Genomic DNA, 21295 nt, shown 5'->3' with positions numbered 1-21295 from the left:
ATTTACTAAACCTTTTTCAACATGCAATACCAGCAATCACTCTTAAATATAAAATCGATTTTCATAATCTTGTTTTTAAGTTTAATAATCATACCTTCTTCGGCACAAAACATACATCGCTTTACAGAAGGGCTTAGCATAGAAGCATCCTTTACCTATGGAAGGGAAGCCATATATACAGACGAACTACTCTGGTATTTTTACCAGCATAAATTATCCACCCCTGTGGCAGGAACAACTTTAGATGGCAAAGATGATAAAGCTTTATGGACTATTGTAAAAGCCGATACTAGTGGCTTCTTTAGACGTCAACAAAATACAGCGACCAACCTACAGCAACCCAATAATCCACCAGGACCAGGTCGTATTGCACAGCAAAGTCAGAACACAACATCTGCCGCATCAACATATAGAGGGCCGCGCCCGAGCTATCTTTATCTTACTTACCATTCAAATAAAGAACAGGCCGCTCTACTCAATATCAGAGGGAATAGCGCAGTTCTTATTAATGGTGAAATGCATACTGGCGACCCCTATCGTATGGGCTGGCTATATATTCCCGTCCAGTTGAAGAAAGGCTTAAACGAATTTTATGTAAGAGGTTCATTTATAGCTGCGACACTCAGTTTTCCAAAAAACAAAATACAGATAGCAACCGAAGACCTGACACTTCCAGATATCGTACAGGGTAAACAAAATCAGAATCTCCTTATCGGCCAAGTTCTGATTAATACAAGTAATAAAAATATTCATAATATAAAAATTCAGAGCAATACTGGAGGGAGAAAAGTAATTTCAACAGCACCTGTTCTTATGGCCAATAGTACACGGAAAATTATCGTTCCTATTGATGCATCTGCAATAAATAGTTTAGGTGAAGTACAAACTGATATCGCTATCTGGGATAAAGAAAAGTTGATCGAGACGAAAAAAATACCACTGAGAAGTGTATCGGGAAATACTCCCTATCGAATCACATTCATCAGCAAAATAGATAATAGTTTACAATATTATGCCGTAAATCCAGCCTTAGGAGGAGAAAAAGCAGGAGATGCACTTTTCTTTTCAGTACATGGTGCCGGTGTAGAAGCCTTAGGGCAAGCACAGGCTTATCAAGCAAAGGATTGGGGAACACTTGTCGCACCGACCAATCGTCGCCCCCGCGGGTTCAACTGGGAGGATTGGGGCAGAATGGACGCTTTAGAAGTACTCGACCTTGCCCAACAAACGTTAAAGCCAGACAGCCAAAAAATTTACTTAACTGGTCATTCCATGGGCGGACACGGCACCTGGTTCCTAGGCGCTACTTATCCAGAAAAGTGGGCAGCAATAGCACCTTGTGCAGGATATCCAACTTTAAAAGGCTACGGATCTGCTGATGGGCTGATACCAGAAAAAGGCCGAAATATGTATGAAGACATATTATTAAAGTCAGGAAATCAAAGTGATGTAATTGCATATGCAAGCAACTACAAACCTTTAGGAATATATGTGCTCCATGGTGATGCTGATCGAACAGTATCTGTTGAATATGCACGTCAAATGCGTAAATTACTCGGAACTTTTCATCCGGATTTTAGCTATTACGAATATCCAGGTGGATCACATTGGTACAGTAATGAAAGTGTCGACTGGAAACCTTTATTTGATTACTTTAAAATACATCAAAGAAAAACAACAAACGAAGTCGATCATATTGATTTCAAAACATCAAATCCTGGTATCTCAGCGACATACTACTGGAGTACGATCTATCAACAGATTAAGCCACTTGATTATTCACAAATTGTACTTACTAGAAATCTGGAGAAAAGAACCCTAATCGGTAAAACAGATAATGTACAGATATTGAAATTAAATTTGGAAGGTTTTCAGAAAAATGAACCCATCACGATTGATATCGACAGCTCCAATACAATTACCTATCAGTGGAATACAATTGAACAATCTGTAGTGTACCTCAAAAGAGAAACCCAAGGTTGGTTAGTTGTTGAAAGACCAAAGCTAGATCAAAAAGGCCCTCATCGGAACGGTTCTTTTAAAGAGGCCTTTAACCACAGTATGGTGTATGTTTATGGTACAACCGGAACTAAAGACGAAAATAAATGGGCTTTAGAAAAAGTACTCCATGATGCTGAAGCATGGTATTACAGAGGTAATGGAACATTTGATATGATAGCTGACCGCGACTTTGATGCAGAAAAATACATTGATCGCAATATTATATTAATTGGTAATGCAAAAACAAATAGTGCTTGGAACAAACTGCTTAGTGACTGCCCAATTACGGTAACGTCTGATCAAATTAAAATAGATAAACAAACTTATAAAGGCAATAATTTAGGCGGTTACTTTTACTGGAAAAAACCAGGAACCGAAACCAGAGGTGTTGGCGTGATTACAGGAACTGGACTTAAAGGAATGCAGGCCACAGGAGCAAATCAATATTTTGCAGGAGCTAGTGGTTTTCCAGATTATATGTTCTTCAATTTAGATATGTTAAAAAATGGTCCAGAGAATATAATAGATGCAGGATTTTACTCGAATGAATGGAAGATAGAAGCAAAATAAAAAAAATAAGGCAAATAGAATCAGAAAATTAAATTGTAAAGTGATCTAGCTTTAAAAAATATTAAACAACAAAATAACTACCTCATTAGCAAAATGATGACTTTTTCAACATTTAAATTAGAGGGGATTGGCAAACTATTTGTTATAACAGCGAAAGTTTTCCTTTTGAAAACTTAAACTAATATTTTTTATAATTATCATGAAAAAAGTAATTCTACCTTTTCTTACTCTTTTTACTTTATTATTTGCCGCTCATCAGAAGGCAAATGCACAAACACCTTATCGTACGGCCATTGGTTTAGGGATAGATTTAGGTGATGGCGAAACTTTATTTGGTCCACAAATAAAACATAACTTTGGCGGAAATGACGCTGTAAATGCACAGGTATTATTTGGGGATAATATCACAGTGCTAGGCGTTGACTATTCCTATAACAAAAGAATTCCAGGAGCTCGTGGTCTTTCCTGGTATATTGGTGTTGGTCCGCAAGTATCGTTTATCGATTATGATAAAGGGTACAAAAAGTATCATTGGAAAGATGGTGATGATACGCATGTAGATTTTGCAATAAGACCAGCGCTCGGTTTAGAATTTAGAATTCCTTCCGCTCCATTGGCGATGCATTTTGATTGGAAACCTTGGTGGAATATTTCTCATGATGTTAACTTTGATCCATCAAGTTTCTCATTGGGATTCAAATTCGTTTTAAAATAAACGAAATTATAGCTAACAAAAAAAGGAACTCCTGCACAACATAAAGCTTGCAGGAGTTTTTTTATCATAAAACTTCAGTTACCCTAACCGATAAAAATTCATCTTCCAATCTGAAATAATAAACGGGAGCTACTGCTATTTTGATCTTCTCCTCTGCCATCTAACCTAAACAAAGGTTAATATATACAACCATGAAATAACCTTAAACATACATATAGTTAAGTTTCTGGATAAGAAGAATTGATTATTTTTAGTAAACGATAAATATTACTATCTTTATTAATAACTGAGTACCAATAGTTTTTAAATTTTTGTGTTTTATAAAAGGATAAAACTTTATAGAAATGCTGATCTATTCAAAACCATACTCAATTTAAACCACAATCAAAATTTTAATAATGACTATTCATAGAAACATAAAATTGACAGTAGCTATATTGACTATAATATTTTCATCACCTGTATTCGGACAAACTCCTTCAAAATTCTATGATCAAGCTAAAATAGAGGTATTTCACCCCGATTTTAAAAAAATAATTGACCCTCTTATAAAAATTGAGTTACTAGCAGAAGGTTTCCAGTGGACAGAGGGACCGGTATGGGTTCAAAAAGGTAACTATCTCTTGTTTAGCGACACAAGGCTGAACACCATATATAAGTGGTCCTCAAAAAATGGAGTAGAGAAATTTATACAACCTGCAGGATACCAAGGAACTGAGATCTACAGTGAAGAACCAGGTACTAATGGGCTCGTGATCAACAAAGAAGGATATCTCGTTGCATGTGATCATGGGAATAGACAAATTGTTCAGATCGATCTCAATAAACGAAAATTTACACCATTAAGTACACACTGGAAACAGCTCAGATTTAATTCCCCTAATGATATCTGTCAACATGATCATGGAGATTACTTTTTCACTGACCCTCCTTACGGACTCCCTAACCGGGAAGTGGATACTATAAATAGAGAGATCATTAGTAATGGTGTATATCGACTAGATTCCTTTGGAAACGCGATCCAAATAATCTCTAATTTAACAAGACCTAATGGTATAGCACTTTCAACAAAACAAGATAAACTGTATGTCTCCATTAGTGATCACAAGCACCCATTTATTATGGAATATTCTTTAAATAATAAATTGGAAGTGGGAAAACCAGAGGTTTTTGTTGATTTCAAATTAAAGTTTCCATCAGAACCAATGGCTGCCGATGGTATTAAAGTACATCCTGACGGATATGTTTTTGCCGCTGCTGGAAGCGGAATTATCATACTGAACGATAAAGGAGATGTAATAGGTAGAATTAAACTCGGAATTGCAACGGCAAACTGTAATTTCGGTGGAGATGGATATCTATATATAACTGCCTCTGATAAACTCTTACGCGTTCCCCTTCTGAAATTATAATATCCAAATTTCAGAACATTCGATTTACGTATCACATAAATCTTGATTTCCAGCACTTGCTATCCCCCCTTTAGCAATGATGTTTTTGTTTCAGCTGACAACCAAAAGAATACAAAAAAATGTTGTTATAGCAGAATCGCTCGTAAAAATTAAATTTTTACCTGCTTATAATAAAAATGCTACACCGCAAATTCCATAAAAATAGAATCACATCCTAATTATGTAAAGTTATTTTAATTTTCCTATTGCAGGGTTAATTAATTATGATTAAAATTGATGAATTATAAATAAGAAATAAAATAAAAAATGAATTTAATTCCCTAATAGAACAAAATTAGTTTTAAAAAATACCATTCAAATCTAAACTCATTAATTTTTATTAAATATATTTTTATCAAAAACCTAAACCCGTAAGATTCTTATGACTAGATTTACACAAAAAATGATGTTAATTCTGTTGATTTTCACAAGTCAACTTGTTATTAACTGTTCTTCAGACAATGATCCAATTAATGAAGAAATTGAAAACCCAACCGGATGGATGGATGATCTGGAAAGATCACTTGGTACAGGTACTAAGGCCAAATTAAATAATTGGGTACAAAAAGGATTAGATAATACGAAGCTAAAAGAAGCTTTCTCTAAAACGAGTGATAAAGCGGGTTTAATGACTAAACTTGAAACTGCAATCAGCATTTATCACCAAAGAGTTCATATAGAAGATTGGAACAATATTCCAGGAATCGCAAAATCTGATTATAAATCAAATGGTTTATTGGCAGGTATTAACCATCCGGATTGGAATGATCCAGCTTTAGATCTACCAGCTATTGAGGCCGCCAACTTTGTTGATGCAACAGCAACGGTTCTACCTTCCGGAACAAAAATTTACCGGGTAACCGGAGGTAATCCTGCAGGAGGATACTGGACAAAGGAAAAACCAAAATCTGTTGGAGCTGTTATTGGTGGTACTGCCGTTCAGCCCGCTTGGAACGATTTTAGTAAATGCTACGAATATGAAGTTCCACAAAAGCAGACTTTAAAAGTTTGGCAGGGAATTACCGCAAAACAACCTATTGCAGCAGGTGTAATTAATCCACACCTACCTGGAGGAGAACTGCAGTTATTCATCCCTCCAGCAGTTAGAGACGATGCTTTTAAAAAATTAGTAATACAAATTCCATTATCATGGTAAGTTCAGAGAAAATAAAAAATGATTATCTAAAGTTATTGCAACTAATAGAAAAAGAAGTCGCAAATGAAACCACTATTCAAGCATATCTAAACTATCTCAATAACTACAAAGACAGATTCATAAACGAAGATAACATTCAGCACGGTCAGGAATTGAGAGAATTTTTGAAAGGGGCAAATAGATTCTCAGATGAATTTTCATTTTCTAATCAAAATATTTCTCAAATACGGACATTAATCAATAGTATTTATGAGTCACTAAACAACTCATAATAGATCAGACCATTAAAGATTGCTATCTTTTTATGCAGATAGCAGTCTTTAATGTCGAAATAGACATTTTATTCACAATACCTTCTTGCTCAAAAGGGATAAAAATTACACTTCAATTCATTGGTTCTTATTCAAATTTTGCATAATTTTTTCTACAATTGCTTTTGCATCATCACTTACTCCAAAAACAAGTCCTGATTTTTTCTTCCGTAACCAGGGAAAGCCTATGCAATAAAAACCCTCCGTTAGCATTTCACCATCTACATGCTCAGGTCTTCCCTTATCATCAACTAAAGATGCATTTAGATAACTAAAGTCATATCCAAACCCTGTAGCCCAAATTATTGTAGCTATATCAAAGTCTCTTAAACAAAGTATACGTAAATCGGAAGCTGAAACATAGTTATTATCAGGACAATCTGAAAGATCCTCCTCTTCTTCTGAAATAAATGCAGAATGCTTTTCAAGGTAAGCATCTACTTGACTCTTAATAAAAACCGAGGTTTCATCTGCATAATGGATATTACTTTTAGCATTATCGTCAAAATATAGATTTTCATCATCTACGCCTTTTAAACCACCAAGAATTGTGACCCCTATACTATACAATGATTGATAACTTACCGTATGTCCTAACAAACCTAGACCTGAAACTTGAGGTTGCACAGCAAGTAAATGAGATTTTTCTTTTAACAACTTACTGGACATATCCATCATCCCCATCCGATCCATCCATTCCATGATATCTTTCCCTTTATAGCGGCGTGGTGCTCTTGCGACTTTACTTCCAGCTAAATATACTTTTCTCTTTGCCAGAGCCAGTTCTTCAGCAATCTGACAACCTGATTGCCCACCTCCCACAACCAATATATTTCCAGTAGGCATTTGTTTCACATTCTTATATTCGGAAGCGTGAAATTGTTTTACATGAGCAGGTACGTTTTTCCATAGCTTGGGCAATGAAATCTTATTCATAATACCCGAAGCGATTACAACTGCTTTTGATAAAAATGTATAAAATACACCCTCCTTCTCTATATTAACAGCAAAACCTATGTCAGTTTTTTCAATTCCGATTACTTTATGGTTTTCTAATATAGGTAGGTTAAATGTTCGAACATACTTTTTCAAATACATTACAAATTCTTCTTTAGTCATAAAGTATTCCCTTTTATTAATCGGAATATCCATACCAGGAAGAGTGGTCATCCAGTTCGGTGTATTCATTTTGAATGAATCCCAGCGATGCTCTTTCCACGAATAACCAATAAAATGCTGCTCCAATACGATATGTTTTATTCTATGGTTTTTAAGATAATAGCTTATGGCCAGTCCAGCTTGCCCAGCTCCGACAACAATAACATCCTGTATTTTTTCTACTTTCATTTTTAAACTGTCTTAAAAAAAAATTCAACTTATGAAGGAATAAAGCAAATTGTATATCGAGTTCATTCCAAAACAATACATAAAAACTTATTTGCTTACCTTTGTACAAATATTATCATTACATATCGAGAGAAGATAACGCAATAGAGATTAAAACCTACGCAATGATGCAAAATCAGGAATTAACTATTATCCAACGCAATAGTCTAAAAAGCGAAAAGTTTTCTGCTTATTCGGAAAAGAAACATAATATAAAAACAAAATCAGGTGGTGCGTTTTTTTTTCACGAAACGACCTTTGATTCGTTACAATTTATCCAGTGCAATTACACATTAATTAAAGAAGAGCAACTCCAGATTAATATTGAAAAAGAAGCTCTTGAAATGCACTTCAGATTAGATGGATCTAGTGGAGCTTATCGTTCCGGACAACCATTGAATCTTATAAAAGGAAGCAATACTATAACATATTTAGAAGATTATAGACAAGATATTGTGATGTCTCCAACTGAAACAGGAAGTTTTTTGGAAATTAGGATAGGCCAATCTCATTTTGAAAAATTATTAAGTGATTTTGTTTCTGACACATCAAATCTATTCTCAGGAACTGTGATGACCACTACTCCAGCAATGCGTAATACAATTGCTCAGATTCAAATTAACCCTTACAATCAAAAGATGCGCGGGCTATATATGGAAGCAAAAATGACAGAACTTTTCCTACTGCAATTACAAAAATCCAATAATCATCCCCACCAAAAATCTCTCTCTTTTGGAAAAATGGATAGAGATAAACTCTTTCATGCGAAGCAACTAATCGAGCAGCACATGGACCAATTCCTAACCATCACACAACTGGCTCAACTTATTGGCATGAACAAACGGAAACTTATGCTAAGCTTTAAAGAGCTTTTTGGAATGACAGTATACAGCTACATCAAAGATCTGAAAATGGAAGAAGCAAAAAGGCTGTTGTTAGAAGAGGATAAATATGTAAATGAAGTGGCAGACCACATCGGTTATCAGAATCCCCAACATTTTATAACAGCATTTAAAAAGAAATTTGGCATTTCTCCAGGTACACTAAAACAGTAAAACTTCTAGCACTTAAGAAAGTTATACCTTAGTAAAGTGAATAGAATAGTTCACTCATCTTACTCAAAAATAATAAGAAAGCATTCTGTAATAAAAAATAAAAAATGGAAATTACAACTTTAGAAAATATCAGAATTGATTACATTACAGAAATTTTGAACCAATCATTTTCTGATTATATCGTTCCATTTCAACTTACTTCTCAGCAGTTGGAATATAAAATTTTCACCGAAAACATCCGGCTTGATTTATCTTTAGGAGTTTTTTATTCAGGTAAATTAGTTGGTTTTATGCTTCATGCCTTAAATCATAATGGTGAAAAATTGGTCGCTTATAATGCTGCTACTGGAGTCATTCCTGATTTTCGAGGACAAGGTTTGGTAGGTAAAATGTATAATTACTTAATCCCAAAACTAAGAGATCTTGATGTAGATCATATGGTACTGGAAGTTATTGTCGGTAACCAACGTGCAATACGCGCCTATGAGAAAATGAATTATCGGGTTAATAGAACGCTAGATTGTTTTAAAGGATCTTTTGAATCAGATAAGAAATCCAGTTTTTTATCTATTAAACAAGTAGAAAATTTTAAATGGGATGATTTTATATCTTTTTGGTCAATTAAACCATCTTGGCAAAATTCCATAACAACTTTAGAAAAAAGCAAAGATAAGATTACTATCCTCTGCGCGTATTTAGAAGACGAATTGGTCGGATATATAATCTATAATGCTCAGACAAAAAGAATACAACAAATTGCAGTTCCTACAATCCATAGACGGAAAGGCATAGCAACACAATTGATAAATGCGATGACACAATCAACCGGATCAAAAGAACTATATGCCTTTAATATCGACAATAGTTCTTCAGAAAGCACTGGATTTTTTAAAAGTTTAAGTCTTGAAAATAATGTGTCTCAACTTGAAATGATAAAAAATATATAAAAAGCTAGGAAACTAATGATTGGCGGTGTCGCTGCACATATTGTTTTTTGATAATATATAGTTTATAGTAATCATAAGAGCCTATGATCAATAGGACAAAACATACTACGTAAAATGTCTTATTGGTCAAAAAAGCAAATGATAAACCACTTAACAGCCCGCCCGCAACATAAGCCATTACTATACTCAACAATAAATTAAACTTATCAACAAGTGCTTTATTATGTCTGTTAGATTCCTTTGTAAACATAGAAATCAGAATAGCCAGATCTGTTGTAAGTCCAGTCAAATGAGTCGTTTTTACTACTGAGTTTGAAATACTGGCAGTCAATCCATTTTGTAGCCCCATAGCGAATAACAACGCCCCCACCAAGATTTCTGTTTCCTGTAAAGAATCTTTATAAAAAAAATCCAGATAAATGCCGACAAATAATATGCTTAATATTTCAAGAACTAAAGGTATAGAATGAGTAAGAAAAGCACTAAAACGCCCCTTTCCATGAATAATAATCATATTCGAAAGCATACTGCCGATTAAAAATAATAATATCCAGAATAAAACTACAGCCCCCTGATACCAGTTACCCTTAGCAATCTCTTGAGCAAAAATGGCATAATACCCCGTTACATTTGAGGTAAATGAAAAAAAAACGATGACCGATGCGACATTGACCATACCTGCTGAAAAAGCAGTCAAGGATCCCAATTTAATATTGTCTTGTATCGTGCGATGATTACTATATTTTCTTAGCATAATTTATTTTTTCTCCTTTCTCCAACACAATTCGTGCAATTCCCTTAGCCTGTAGATCTAAATTAAGATGTAGTATTAATCTGGTATCACTAAGTTCATGTATCACAAAACTTTCCACAAGTTTATCGTCTTTCCGTAGCTCCAAAATATGACCTCTTCCCTTTAAAAACCAATTATATCTATTATCATGATGATGGGCAATATAACTGCGGCTTCCTTTTCTTTCAAAGTGCCACAAACCGTCTTGAAGAGGCGGTAAATGTGCAATCAGAGTATTTTTAATTTCTTCATGAATCGTCGATTGCTTTTGAAAAGATGGCATATTATCCACTTTTTCAAAATACCATCCTTGTTCGACCCATTCTCCTTCCAACATACGCTCTGGACTTTCATAAAACATCACCATAGTTGTTGCTAAAAAAAGAAGCAAAGCAAGTAAGATAAAGTTGAATTTAACCAGCAGATTTATTTTAATAATTGACATCCCATTTTTTTTTAAAGAATAAATCAGATAAAACATTACACTCAAATTTCTCAGTACCGGGTTTCTGTATAATTCCGACTTGCCCCAGTTTACGCGCGTTCAACCGCAGTAAAACCTTTCCTACATCAAAAAAATGCTTAGTTCTTTTTTCAAATGCATAATTTGATGGCACTCTGATTTCATCAATCTTTGCGCCTAATAAATAATTATGTAAGTAATTTGAATTGTCGGTACCGATGATATCCGTATATATGACCAACTTCCGATCTTCATAGCGATTACAGATCATCTGGCAAGCTTTAATAAAATCTTCCGAATGAAGATCTGACAGTTGATCCTCCAGTTTAATACCTAGCAATTCACTGATAGACGTACTACTGCGGTTGCCATATACCAATACGACCTCCACTTCTTTCGCCTTCGAATGTTCGAGACTTTGGATCACAAATAAAAGGGAATCTATTGTAAAATCACTAGGAATCAATATACGTTTCTTCATATCAAATTACTTTTGATACAAAGTTAACACCGAGAGATTGCAATGGAATGAAGCTGAAATTAGCTTTCTATTAGAATTTCAAAGCTGAAATTAAAATGAGATTAAAACAAATGAAAAGATTAGAATAGGATTAAAATTTAAGATAAGTAGGGAGCTCTATTTCAACTGTTGTTCCTTTTCCTACAGAAGATTTAACTTTTAACGTCCCCTCGTGTAATTTAATGATATTGCGAGCCAAAGGCAAGCCAATACCATAACCGTCAATACCATCGGTATTTGAAGCCCTAAAATAAGGATCATAAATATGTTCCAAATCTTCTGAAGGGATACCTATGCCCTCATCTTTGATCAAAATAAACACCTTATTATCCAAAGCACCTAAAGCAATATAGGCAGTCCTATTAGATGAGTACTTACAGGCATTACTAATAATATTGGACAAAGCCAATTGAAGTAAAATAGCATTTCCATTAATTTTAAGACGCATACTGTCATCTGGCAATAAGTCAAAATCAGTAACAATACGAAACTTATCATTAATAGCTTTGATTGTCAACTCTGCATCCATTATAATTTGATCAATACGAACAGGACTAAAAGAAGATGAATTACTGACAAAACCAGTACGTGCCAACAACAAAAGTGCCTTTGTTTTTTTTTCTAAATGCTCAGCAGATGAAATAATTTTCAAAAGAGTTTTTTGATAATCTTCTTTACTTCGCTCTTTTGATAGTGCCAGATCTGCCTGCCCTATTATGGAAGTCAAAGGAGTATTCAATTCATGTGAAGCATTACTGATAAAATTTTTCTGAGTTTCAAATGATGTCTCTAATCTTGTTAACATATTATTAAAAGTGCTGGCAAGATCCTTAAGTTCCCCTTTATATTTAACTTCATCCAATCTTTTATGTAAATTTTCAGAACCTATTTGTTGCACCTCCTTCATCATTGTTAAGATAGGCTTCAAAAAAGAACGTTTCATAAAAACGGAAACTACCAAAATAAAAAGTATACCCAAGATTAAACTAATTATCAGCAGATTTCGAAGATATGCAAGATGATGCGTATAAAAGTAGTTCTCAGCAGAAGCTCCAATTATATACCTCCGTCCATCCTTTTCAAAAAATTTGGTCGAATAAAACTGACTATCGGATTTAAAATTAGAAACACCTTTTTTATCGATCTTACTCCATAGCTTTCGATTAAAACCGCGACTCTTAACAATATTCCCAGCGGCATCAAACTCGACAAGAAATTCGTGCTGATTATCAAGATTCTCAATAAATTCTAAGCTCCATTGGTTATTTTGATCTGCGCTACCATTATTTAAAAACTTCTCAGCTGCTATATTCCGTCTCAGATCTAACCGTTTATAAAAATCGCGAAACGCAAAATTGGAAATAGAATAAAAAATAAAACCAACAAAACAACAGACATAGATAACCAGAATGGTAATGAGGTAAATAAGCTTTTTATTATAATTATGCATAAAATCTTAATCTTCGACTTTTAAAACATATCCCATACCGATCACTGTATGTATAGCTTTTTTGGATGATACTTTTTCTATTTTCTTGCGGAGATAGTTAACATAAACATCCACTACATTAGAACCAATATCAAAGTTTATTCCCCATACCCGATCAAGCAGTTCGCTACGCTCAAATACTTTTTTGGGATTTTGGATAAACAATAAAAGCAATCGATATTCTGTACTCGTAAGCGTTAATTCTTGTTTTTCACAATAAGCTATTTTTTTATAATCATCGATTTCAAAAAAACCGTATTTATATATCTCATGGACTGGTTCCTGATCCCGCTGTGTAGCCTGAAGTATGGAATGCTTGCGTCGAATCAAAGAACGAATTCTTGCTTTAAGTTCAATCAGTTTAAAAGGTTTAGAAAGATAGTCATCAGCCCCGTTGTCCAAACCCAGAACAACATTTTCGGGAGTTCCCAAGGCAGTTAGCATCATCACAGGTAAATCAGTATAACCCCAAAACCGGATTTGTCTACAAATCTCCAGCCCATTGGTACCTGGTAACAATATATCCAACAGTACGAGAGATATATCATGATTGCTAAGCAGCTCCTGCAATAAATTTGCTTTATTTAAATGAATTACCTGATAACCGTCCTCTTCCAAGCCCTGAACAATCAGATCAGCTACATCTTGTTCGTCCTCTACCAAGATAATTTTTTGTTGCTCTATATTCATGACATGATATCTGATTACCTTTTAATTCCTTCAAAAGATAAAAATAAGCTTTTGGTAACTCACACACAAATTTGAAGACATATCGGAGCAAAGAATATGAAACCAGAGACCATGCTAGAAAATAAAAAGTGAAATACCTTATTATACTTTGGTGTTTTCAGCACGAAATAAATAAAATAGAAGAAGGTCAGAAACGGATCAATTAAATTATAAGAATTGCAAACCAATTCCATCAACTCTCGTATCTAACCATATTTTTTCTCTTGATTTAAGTACTTGATTTGGACAAGAATGACGCAAGATGAAATCATCATTGTCCTCATTCAGATAAGGGTTAATATCATCTTGATCTGATAAATAAACAATATTAAACACAGCATCTTGATCATCTGCATTAATATCAGATTGTAAAATTTTAACATCTTGAGTCATTAGCCACTTTGATGCTTCGTCTTTATTAAAGTATTTTAAATGTAAGATATCTACACCAAACTGCTCCAATTCTTTAGTGGCCCTATCTGGAAAAAAGTTAAGCAGATAACCTTTATATACCTCTATGTGATTATTCCTAAGCGCATAATTTCTTACAATAAGTCTGTGAGGATTATATTCAAAATTGAACATCATAGGATTTTCCATAAAACCATAATGCAGATTATATTGTAAAATACGCGCATCCATATTGATCTTTTCGTTTTTCATAATTGGCATAGTTTAGTATAATCAATAACATTAAATTACCTAAATAGTTCGTACAATTGCTAATTTACTAACACTTTAAGCAATATTCTCATTCATTTACTATAAACCACAAAAAATAATATGACGATGAATTCAATTCAAAATCTGAAAGAAGATTATAAACCGTAAAAATCAGAATAGATTAAAAATCAACAAGATCAATGTATCTTAATCTATTCCTAAATTTTCATTATTAATTTCGGTCTAATTTCTCCATCCATCTTAATAACAACAAACAACCTGGGGCATACACAGCACCGTGATCAAAACCCTGTAATTGGAATAACTCCGTTTTAGAATGTTTTAAGTTTTCGAGCACTTTGGCCAGATGTGCATTCTCCTCATATCTGGCAGGTAATTCTAATCTAGCATCACCTGTAATCAACAAAGTCGGAGGAGCATCCTTTCTAGCAAAATGAATAGGTGCATACTGATCAATAATGGGTATTTCCATTGACTGTTTACGTTCCTTCTTGATAGTGTAATGGGTATTTGTTTGTCCGCTGATAGGAGCTATACCTTTGATCTGGTTAGCATCTATATGGTATTTCTTCAGATAGCTCACATCCAATCCGACCATCAATGCTAGATAACCTCCAGCCGAATGCCCAGATACATATATTTTAGTAGGATCACCACCATACTTTGCGATGTTATTGAACGCCCAGGCAACAGCGGCAGCAGCATCATCAATATAATCTGGCCCCTTTACTTTGGGACTCAATCTATAATTAACAGCAATTACAGCAATCCCCTTTTCCTTAAGCTCCAATGGTACATATTTTTCTCCTTCCTCTAATCCTCCGCCATGAAACCATACGACTGTAGCAAAACTCGATTTGTCCTCCGGAAAATACAAATCTAACTTACAGCGCTCTTGTTTATACATATCTTTTTCAGACTTTTCTACATAAGAAATATCTTGCAACAATTTATAACCCTGAGCTGAAGAAGTGAAATTAGTTAAGATTAAACAAAAGAATACAAAAATTTTATACAACATCATGATCTAATTTAAAAACGCATACATAAAACTGGCAAATAAAAATATAGTAGTCATATCTATTCCGAAAGTGCAGTATCTTTATCAATCGCTAATTCTTGATTATAAGCGTTTACAAAAGTTCCTTTCACACGTTCTGAATTATAAAGATACATCCCCCATAGCACACTGTAGATGATATTCTTCACATTTGTAGAAATTACATCGGGAGCTAAAATATTACTCATATAAAAATAATTAAAAAAAGTAAAAACAACATTTGAAAGAAACATCACAGCGAGCACAACAATCATAGTTTGTGGGAAAAGATCTCTTTTTTTACTAAATAAATAGATGCAGTATATAAAACCCATTAAGAGAATGATATTTAATAAAATTTCACTCGCAACAAATATTTTATGAACATAGTCCGGAAAATAACTAGTATACCTATAACTCTCCCAGATCTCCTGAGTTAGATACCCAGACTCAAAAAAATTATACGCAACTCTTAGAGTAGTAATTACCATCGAAATAATTAATAAAATCAACCATCCCCCAACTGAATGGTATTCGGGCTCCTCGTATAATTGAATCATTGAAGATGATGCTGTTTTATTATAGCGAAGTATAAAAATAACACAGATTAAAATAATGCAAACACATCCAAAAATTGTAAGCATACTGATTTTACCTGAAATGTTAGAGCCAACGATTATTCCATTATCCTCAATATAATATGCATTGTACAATAAAACATCTCTGTTTTTAAAATCATCAACATATTGTTTTTTATCACTCGATGCTACGAAAGGATTGTGGAATCCAAAATTGTAGCTGATAATAAGCGTGTCTTTTGACGTTTTAACAGTTTTACCAAAATAATAAGAATCACGATCAATGAAAGAGCTCTCTCTTTCTGGATTAAATTCAACCCCGCCATGATTTACGATGCGAATATCATATTCTAAGCAATACGGAAAATACAAACCAAGAGGCGCTAAACCTTCTGATGAATTAAGTTCAGGTAAATTATTATTAATTTGACTCGCATATATGCCAAAGATATTTTTATTTGACGCCTCATCTTTTTCACCAATTTTCTCAATATAATACCTCTCTGTTACATGAATAATATTTTTATCAAACTCATCCTCAAATTTTAGTGACTCTTTAATGGAAATTTTGGGATACATTTTTTTGTAGTAATCCAAATAACTCTTTTGTATTTGATTTTTTGCACTTTCTTTAAATGAAGTTCTTATAAAGTCTGCACTAGAGGCGCTATAGCTCGTTTTAACCTCTAAAATTGCTCCACCCTTACTATCTAGCAAATAAGTTTCTGAAATTTTTGTTAATCCATTGACATTTTTATCAACAGATGTCAAATGCTTCGAATCATCGATTTTTAAAACTCTACCGTAGTAAGGGAAATATAAATCTGTAATCCCGCCACCTTGATTAGTGATGGTAGGGTCAATATACTGTTGTCTGTCTCCAATCTCAATAGCAGCCACAACATGATTAAAAGCACCTGGCGATGGTAGATAATCTTCCATACCATATGTAAGGTACGAATTCGCTAAAACCAAAGATCCTTTTATTCCTTTCCGTTTTAACATGGAAATCATCAGCAACGATTTATCTTTACAATCACCGTATCGCTGATTAAAAATTTTTTCTGGTGTGTTAGCACGATGAGAAAATTCACCCAGCTCAACTCCCATATAACGAATATCATTCTGCACAAAGTGCGTTATCTTTTTCAGAAATTTCATCGAATCCCCCTGAGAATCAGCCCAATATCTATCAACCAGAAGTGCTAGCGGAGAACCGTCTTTAAAATCTACAGTTGGATTAGTCCGCGCCATCCAGCCCCCTACTTCTGACCAAGAATTAAATTCTGTACACTCTATCCATTGTAGATTTGTATACCATGCAGGCGCATATTCATCAAATTCAACGGCAGGAAACGACTGCTCTTCCCAGCTATAAGAAACGTGATTACTACCTTCTTCTATAAGCGGTTTACTAGCATTGTTATGCGATTTAAAATTTAACTTCCTATTTTTCGGAACAATATAATTAACTACTGCCAAACCGATAGGTTCATAAGATTGCAGATAATATTTGTCAAAAAACTTATTTTCAAAAACAGGATTAAATCCCTTCAAACTATATGAAACAATGATCTTATCGTCTTTTCTTAAATCATCCAATATATAATAAGCAGAATAAGTTCCATTATAGATAAATCGAGATAAATCGGTCTCAGTAGCAACTAAGGTAAATTTACCGACATCAAGCTTATCAATAGTTTTCCCATCCCTAATTACTTTCAATTCATGAAGAGTAACCTGCTGATACTTTGGATCAAAGTTTATTGAAATTTGACCTGCATTTTCAGCACCGTTACTATCAAATAAAACTTTAACATCTCTAAAAAACTTAATTTGCTCCCCTATATTAACCTGATATTCAATCAAATCATAATAATACCCTTGTCCTATATCTTTAATATCAATTTTTGAAGGTGAAAGTTTATTCGCTCTAACCCAAGTTGGAACAGGAGCTTTATTAAGTTTGTTATTAGCCAGAACATGGCTATTAAACAAAACCGCTATAAAGAATAAAAAAAATAAATATGAATTAAATTTCATTGGTTAATAATCTTATGTTAAAGATATAAAAATTAAATTATTATCGATATGACAAGCAAAATTTTGCTTTGTTATAGACATAAAGATCAAGATGATAAGATATAATATAGACAACTAAGATATAATATATACACACAGTTCTAATCTGAAGATAAACAAGGTGATCAATAGAAACAACATCACAAAAATCACCGAATAATCCATTTTCAACTATTTATAATAAAAAGAATTGGCTCATTTTACTCATCCCTAAAAAGAATATCTGCAAACATTTTCGTCTCCTGGCTGTTGATTCTAATAAAGTACACATTAACATATGTGACACAGGTATACAATTTTTTAACAGACACCCGAATAAACCTATACGAATTCGTGGTGCATAAATCTCAAAAAAATGGCAATAACAACCAATAGATTATCACAGACTCTTAGTAAAGCTTTGAATGATCAAATTACATTAGAAGCATATTCTGCTCAAGTATATTTAATGTTAGCTTGTTGGGCTGATCAGAATATGTTAGATGGTGTCAATTCGTTTCTTATGAAGCATTCCCAAGAAGAGCGCGTACATATGGCCAAAATAATAGAATATATTCAAGAAAGAGGTGGATCTGTAAAAATTGATGCAATAAAGAAACCAGAACCAGAACCTAAAAACATTTTAGAATGCTTTGAAATGGTACTGCAACAAGAAATAGAAAATACAGAATCTATCTATAAAATAGTAAATTTAAGTATGCAAGAAGGTGATTGGGCAACATGGAATTTCCTTCAATGGCTTGTTAATGAACAACGTGAGGAAGAGAAACTTGCCTTAGACTTATTAGACAAAGCTAAATTGGCTGGAGGTGAAGATATGACAGATAATGCCCGATTTGAACTCAACAAACTAATCGGAAATACTGGGCAAGAGTTTCCAGTTGCAGATCAAGTAAACCCGCTGGCATAAAATACATATAAAAAAAGGTAGCTTAAATCAAAAGCTACCTTTTTTATTTTTCTGAAATTACCTATAGCGACCGCTTAGCCAGTAAGAAAATATCTAAAGAATTATGATACAATTTATCCACAAGACCATCCATTAATTCTAATTGCTCTCTAATTAATAGCTCGTCACTCTGATCACTAATATGCGCTTTTGAAACAGCTGTTTTCAAGGCAAGAATTTCTAATGAATCAGTGGCAAACAAAGTATAGGTCTTTTTTAATTTCGAAAGAATCTTGTTCATCAGCCGTTCATGCTCCTCATGAAAGGCTAAACCGGAACTATGGTCCAGCATATTTGTAAAGGCCATAGCATAGGAAATCAATTGATGCGTAAAAATAGAAAAGTCATTTAATTCCTTTGTGAACGGGCGTTGAAATATAGGTTCATTCAATATACGTTCATTTAGTGCATTCAATTCCGCTAAACTGAGATAAATTTCTTTCCTAGCCAATTTATAATCCGCAATATCGACTTTATCACCCGATAACTTACGAAAACTAACAGATAAGAAATGTACATTCGCCTGTATCACATTTTTCAAATACGTCTTTACTGAATCACTTTCCCAAGTAGGAAATATGAAATGAAAAGATAAAAATGAAAGCACACAGCCAATTACAGTATCCAATAGACGTTCCTTCAATAAAAGAACGCCAAAATCATCTACTCCTGTAAAGAAATAATAAGCAATTAGAAAAAAGGCAGTTAGAAAAAACGAACCATAAACATATTTACTTCTTAAAAAAGTAAAAGTCAATAGCATATAAACTAACATGAGACCTAGGAGTACATAAATATTTGTGATCAAGAAAATACTTGATAATCCCAACATGCCCCCCAGAAATGATCCTTTCAATCGATCAATACTTCGTTGTTTGCTTAAACTGAAACCAGGACGCAGAATAACAATTATGGTAATGTAAATCCAAAAACTATGTTTTGTCAAAGCAATGTATTCTGGAAAAAAAACAGGAAGTGTTTTAGTAATAACAAAAGCAACCAACATAACAATAGCGACACGAAGTGAGTGTCTAAAAATTGGTGACTTTAAATTTAAATGTGCCTGTAATGCTGGCCACGAAAAGGTTCTTTGTTTAAAGAAACGTTCTTTGTGTGCAAGTAACTCAGAGTGATCATGAACTTCCTCAGATTTAGATAAAATACGATGAACCTCTCTTATTTTCTGCATGACATAACGGATATTAACAAGGATTTTCTTCAATACGATTGTCGTTCCTTGCTCTTGGCTCTCTAAAGCGATAACCTCAGCATAGGCTTTATCCCACTGTCCTGTAAATTGAATAGCTTTCTTCGGTGGCTTCAATAAACTGATTGGAGTCGTCAGTCGCTCCAATTCTTGAGCACAGCTAATTAACAATTCAGGTATGACCTGATAAACCTTTGTATGTCCATATTTTTCACGAATCTGATAATAATCATGATGAGAAGCATTTATTCTTTCAAACAGTTCCATCAAGGTCGCGAAAATAAAAGTAAGCTGTTTATATTGGTAACTTGCAAATTGCTTCTCAGTAGCCGCAGAAAATAAAACTTCACGTACATTTTCCTGTCGTTGATTCAATATTACATTGATCTGAATAACACGTTTATGAGTCTTTGCAATCGCAGTATGAACATCAAAGAAGCAAGCTTTGATACGCAATAAAGTACCGATCTTATAGGCACACTCCGCCAGAACCTGTTGACTGACCCGATAAGGTCTCATGTAGCGTACTGCTAACACAAAAATCATATACCAGACTGCACCTCCAGTCATCAATAAAGCCTCTGTTATAGGATGACTGCTTTCATGTGTCAATGTCAAACTAAAAAATAGAGCCAATAAACAAGAAGCTCCGATTCCCATAGCTCTGATACCAAAAACACTGAGCATGCAAGCTGCAAAAGAGAAAAAAGCAATAAACAAACCAAGGAACACATCTGAAAAAGGAAGTATACGCGTAAGCATACTCATTGCGAAAATAACAGCAACATTGATAAACAAGGACTGACGGCGTTCCCGGTAAGGACCAACCAGATCTGGAGTACTTGCAATAATGCTACCTATTCCTAAGGTTACACCATTGTGCAAATGGCCGAAACAAGCAAATATTACAACCGGAATTAGCACTGCCACCGTAATTTTTAATCCTTCATGAAACGGTTGACTATTGATAAAGAACCGTGCCTTTTGCCATACTATTTCTAAATGATCACGCAATGTAGGTTATATTATTAATGTGGAAATATATCGATAAAAGACTATGCATATGCTAATCATTTAACTTTTGCAAAAGTACCAAATTAAATACTACAAAAAGAAATTTTCATCTCCTATAAAGTTCACATATAACCATAAAACATTCATAAAATATTG

At 33.8% G+C, this 21295-nt stretch carries 18 protein-coding genes; 8 read left to right on the top strand and 10 right to left on the bottom strand.

Going from position 1 to position 21295, the window contains the following annotated elements:
- The first annotated feature begins 21 nt into the window (after positions 1 to 21).
- The 5 genes from HCX49_RS21125 (at position 22) to HCX49_RS21105 (ending at position 6165) form a co-directional block, all read left to right on the top strand.
- A complete protein-coding gene (locus HCX49_RS21125; protein ID WP_168128054.1) occupies positions 22 to 2571 on the top strand; it encodes a prolyl oligopeptidase family serine peptidase in 2550 nt (849 codons plus the stop codon).
- Positions 2572 to 2770: 199 nt separating this feature from the next.
- Complete coding sequence (locus HCX49_RS21120; protein ID WP_021189788.1) at positions 2771 to 3286, top strand: hypothetical protein; 516 nt, start codon at positions 2771 to 2773, stop codon at positions 3284 to 3286.
- Positions 3287 to 3684: 398 nt separating this feature from the next.
- On the top strand, positions 3685 to 4698 hold the full coding sequence (locus HCX49_RS21115) for an SMP-30/gluconolactonase/LRE family protein (protein WP_021189787.1): 1014 nt from the start codon (positions 3685 to 3687) through the stop codon (positions 4696 to 4698).
- Between the two features lie 442 nt (positions 4699 to 5140).
- Positions 5141 to 5893, top strand: a complete 753-nt coding sequence (locus tag HCX49_RS21110) for a hypothetical protein (protein ID WP_168128053.1) — start codon at positions 5141 to 5143, stop codon at positions 5891 to 5893.
- A complete protein-coding gene (locus HCX49_RS21105; protein ID WP_168128052.1) occupies positions 5887 to 6165 on the top strand; it encodes a hypothetical protein in 279 nt (92 codons plus the stop codon). The genes HCX49_RS21110 and HCX49_RS21105 overlap by 7 nt, the downstream gene beginning before the upstream one ends.
- A gap of 117 nt (positions 6166 to 6282) precedes the next feature.
- On the opposite strand, the gene HCX49_RS21100 is transcribed toward HCX49_RS21105, so the two are convergent.
- Positions 6283 to 7551 (bottom strand): NAD(P)-binding domain-containing protein, encoded by a 1269-nt coding sequence (locus HCX49_RS21100; RefSeq protein ID WP_168128051.1) that lies wholly within the window; start codon positions 7549 to 7551, stop codon positions 6283 to 6285.
- A gap of 164 nt (positions 7552 to 7715) precedes the next feature.
- Here HCX49_RS21100 and HCX49_RS21095 point away from each other — a divergent pair, with 164 nt between their 5' ends.
- Complete coding sequence (locus HCX49_RS21095) at positions 7716 to 8645, top strand: helix-turn-helix transcriptional regulator (protein WP_168128050.1); 930 nt, start codon at positions 7716 to 7718, stop codon at positions 8643 to 8645.
- A 104-nt stretch (positions 8646 to 8749) separates the two neighbouring features.
- Positions 8750 to 9592: a GNAT family N-acetyltransferase gene (locus tag HCX49_RS21090; RefSeq protein WP_168128049.1), complete on the top strand. Its 843-nt coding sequence runs from the start codon at positions 8750 to 8752 to the stop codon at positions 9590 to 9592.
- 4 nt (positions 9593 to 9596) lie between these two features.
- Here HCX49_RS21090 and HCX49_RS21085 read toward each other — a convergent pair whose 3' ends face one another.
- From HCX49_RS21085 to HCX49_RS21050, 8 genes are all read right to left on the bottom strand, one after another.
- Positions 9597 to 10346, bottom strand: coding sequence for a YoaK family protein (locus HCX49_RS21085; protein ID WP_132771972.1), 750 nt, complete (start codon positions 10344 to 10346; stop codon positions 9597 to 9599).
- Entirely contained in the window at positions 10330 to 10830 is a 501-nt protein-coding gene (locus HCX49_RS21080; protein ID WP_031288155.1) for a hypothetical protein, read from the bottom strand. Before HCX49_RS21080 ends, HCX49_RS21085 begins: the two co-directional genes overlap by 17 nt.
- Positions 10817 to 11329 carry a hypothetical protein gene (locus HCX49_RS21075; protein WP_021189777.1) on the bottom strand — a complete coding sequence of 171 codons (513 nt, stop codon included), beginning with the start codon at positions 11327 to 11329 and terminating at the stop codon, positions 10817 to 10819. Before HCX49_RS21075 ends, HCX49_RS21080 begins: the two co-directional genes overlap by 14 nt.
- 130 nt (positions 11330 to 11459) lie before the next feature.
- Entirely contained in the window at positions 11460 to 12818 is a 1359-nt protein-coding gene (locus HCX49_RS21070) for a sensor histidine kinase (RefSeq protein WP_168128048.1), read from the bottom strand.
- 6 nt (positions 12819 to 12824) lie between these two features.
- Positions 12825 to 13547: a response regulator transcription factor gene (locus tag HCX49_RS21065; RefSeq protein ID WP_132771974.1), complete on the bottom strand. Its 723-nt coding sequence runs from the start codon at positions 13545 to 13547 to the stop codon at positions 12825 to 12827.
- 207 nt (positions 13548 to 13754) lie between these two features.
- Complete coding sequence (locus HCX49_RS21060; protein WP_168128047.1) at positions 13755 to 14249, bottom strand: hypothetical protein; 495 nt, start codon at positions 14247 to 14249, stop codon at positions 13755 to 13757.
- Between the two features lie 232 nt (positions 14250 to 14481).
- The gene (locus HCX49_RS21055) at positions 14482 to 15294 is read right to left on the bottom strand and encodes an alpha/beta hydrolase (RefSeq protein ID WP_237682866.1); all 813 of its coding nucleotides are present in this window, start codon (positions 15292 to 15294) and stop codon (positions 14482 to 14484) included.
- A 56-nt stretch (positions 15295 to 15350) separates the two neighbouring features.
- Complete coding sequence (locus HCX49_RS21050; RefSeq protein WP_168128046.1) at positions 15351 to 17930, bottom strand: DUF3857 domain-containing protein; 2580 nt, start codon at positions 17928 to 17930, stop codon at positions 15351 to 15353.
- A 394-nt stretch (positions 17931 to 18324) separates the two neighbouring features.
- On the opposite strand from HCX49_RS21050, the gene HCX49_RS21045 reads away from it, so the two are divergent.
- Positions 18325 to 18879 carry a ferritin gene (locus HCX49_RS21045; RefSeq protein ID WP_021189770.1) on the top strand — a complete coding sequence of 185 codons (555 nt, stop codon included), beginning with the start codon at positions 18325 to 18327 and terminating at the stop codon, positions 18877 to 18879.
- A gap of 61 nt (positions 18880 to 18940) precedes the next feature.
- Here HCX49_RS21045 and HCX49_RS21040 read toward each other — a convergent pair whose 3' ends face one another.
- The gene (locus HCX49_RS21040; protein ID WP_168128045.1) at positions 18941 to 21139 is read right to left on the bottom strand and encodes an FUSC family membrane protein; all 2199 of its coding nucleotides are present in this window, start codon (positions 21137 to 21139) and stop codon (positions 18941 to 18943) included.
- Between the last annotated feature and the right edge of the window lie 156 nt (positions 21140 to 21295).

Origin of the sequence: Sphingobacterium sp. B16(2022), from assembly GCF_012030425.1 — a bacterium.
Classification (GTDB): domain Bacteria; phylum Bacteroidota; class Bacteroidia; order Sphingobacteriales; family Sphingobacteriaceae; genus Sphingobacterium; species Sphingobacterium anhuiense.
Note: the sequence above shows the minus strand (reverse complement) of the source record. Positions and strands in the feature narration are given on the sequence as shown.

What these genes read in the sequence shown, in the direction of transcription:
- HCX49_RS21125 (WP_168128054.1), top strand. Translation starts at nt 22, where the DNA reads ATGCAATACCAGCAATCACTCTTAAATATAAAATCGATTTTCATAATC.
- HCX49_RS21120 (WP_021189788.1), top strand. Translation starts at nt 2,771, where the DNA reads ATGAAAAAAGTAATTCTACCTTTTCTTACTCTTTTTACTTTATTATTT.
- HCX49_RS21115 (WP_021189787.1), top strand. Translation starts at nt 3,685, where the DNA reads ATGACTATTCATAGAAACATAAAATTGACAGTAGCTATATTGACTATA.
- HCX49_RS21110 (WP_168128053.1), top strand. Translation starts at nt 5,141, where the DNA reads ATGATGTTAATTCTGTTGATTTTCACAAGTCAACTTGTTATTAACTGT.
- HCX49_RS21105 (WP_168128052.1), top strand. Translation starts at nt 5,887, where the DNA reads ATGGTAAGTTCAGAGAAAATAAAAAATGATTATCTAAAGTTATTGCAA.
- HCX49_RS21100 (WP_168128051.1), bottom strand. Translation starts at nt 7,551, where the DNA reads ATGAAAGTAGAAAAAATACAGGATGTTATTGTTGTCGGAGCTGGGCAA.
- HCX49_RS21095 (WP_168128050.1), top strand. Translation starts at nt 7,716, where the DNA reads ATGATGCAAAATCAGGAATTAACTATTATCCAACGCAATAGTCTAAAA.
- HCX49_RS21090 (WP_168128049.1), top strand. Translation starts at nt 8,750, where the DNA reads ATGGAAATTACAACTTTAGAAAATATCAGAATTGATTACATTACAGAA.
- HCX49_RS21085 (WP_132771972.1), bottom strand. Translation starts at nt 10,346, where the DNA reads ATGCTAAGAAAATATAGTAATCATCGCACGATACAAGACAATATTAAA.
- HCX49_RS21080 (WP_031288155.1), bottom strand. Translation starts at nt 10,830, where the DNA reads ATGTCAATTATTAAAATAAATCTGCTGGTTAAATTCAACTTTATCTTA.
- HCX49_RS21075 (WP_021189777.1), bottom strand. Translation starts at nt 11,329, where the DNA reads ATGAAGAAACGTATATTGATTCCTAGTGATTTTACAATAGATTCCCTT.
- HCX49_RS21070 (WP_168128048.1), bottom strand. Translation starts at nt 12,818, where the DNA reads ATGCATAATTATAATAAAAAGCTTATTTACCTCATTACCATTCTGGTT.
- HCX49_RS21065 (WP_132771974.1), bottom strand. Translation starts at nt 13,547, where the DNA reads ATGAATATAGAGCAACAAAAAATTATCTTGGTAGAGGACGAACAAGAT.
- HCX49_RS21060 (WP_168128047.1), bottom strand. Translation starts at nt 14,249, where the DNA reads ATGAAAAACGAAAAGATCAATATGGATGCGCGTATTTTACAATATAAT.
- HCX49_RS21055 (WP_237682866.1), bottom strand. Translation starts at nt 15,294, where the DNA reads ATGATGTTGTATAAAATTTTTGTATTCTTTTGTTTAATCTTAACTAAT.
- HCX49_RS21050 (WP_168128046.1), bottom strand. Translation starts at nt 17,930, where the DNA reads ATGAAATTTAATTCATATTTATTTTTTTTATTCTTTATAGCGGTTTTG.
- HCX49_RS21045 (WP_021189770.1), top strand. Translation starts at nt 18,325, where the DNA reads ATGGCAATAACAACCAATAGATTATCACAGACTCTTAGTAAAGCTTTG.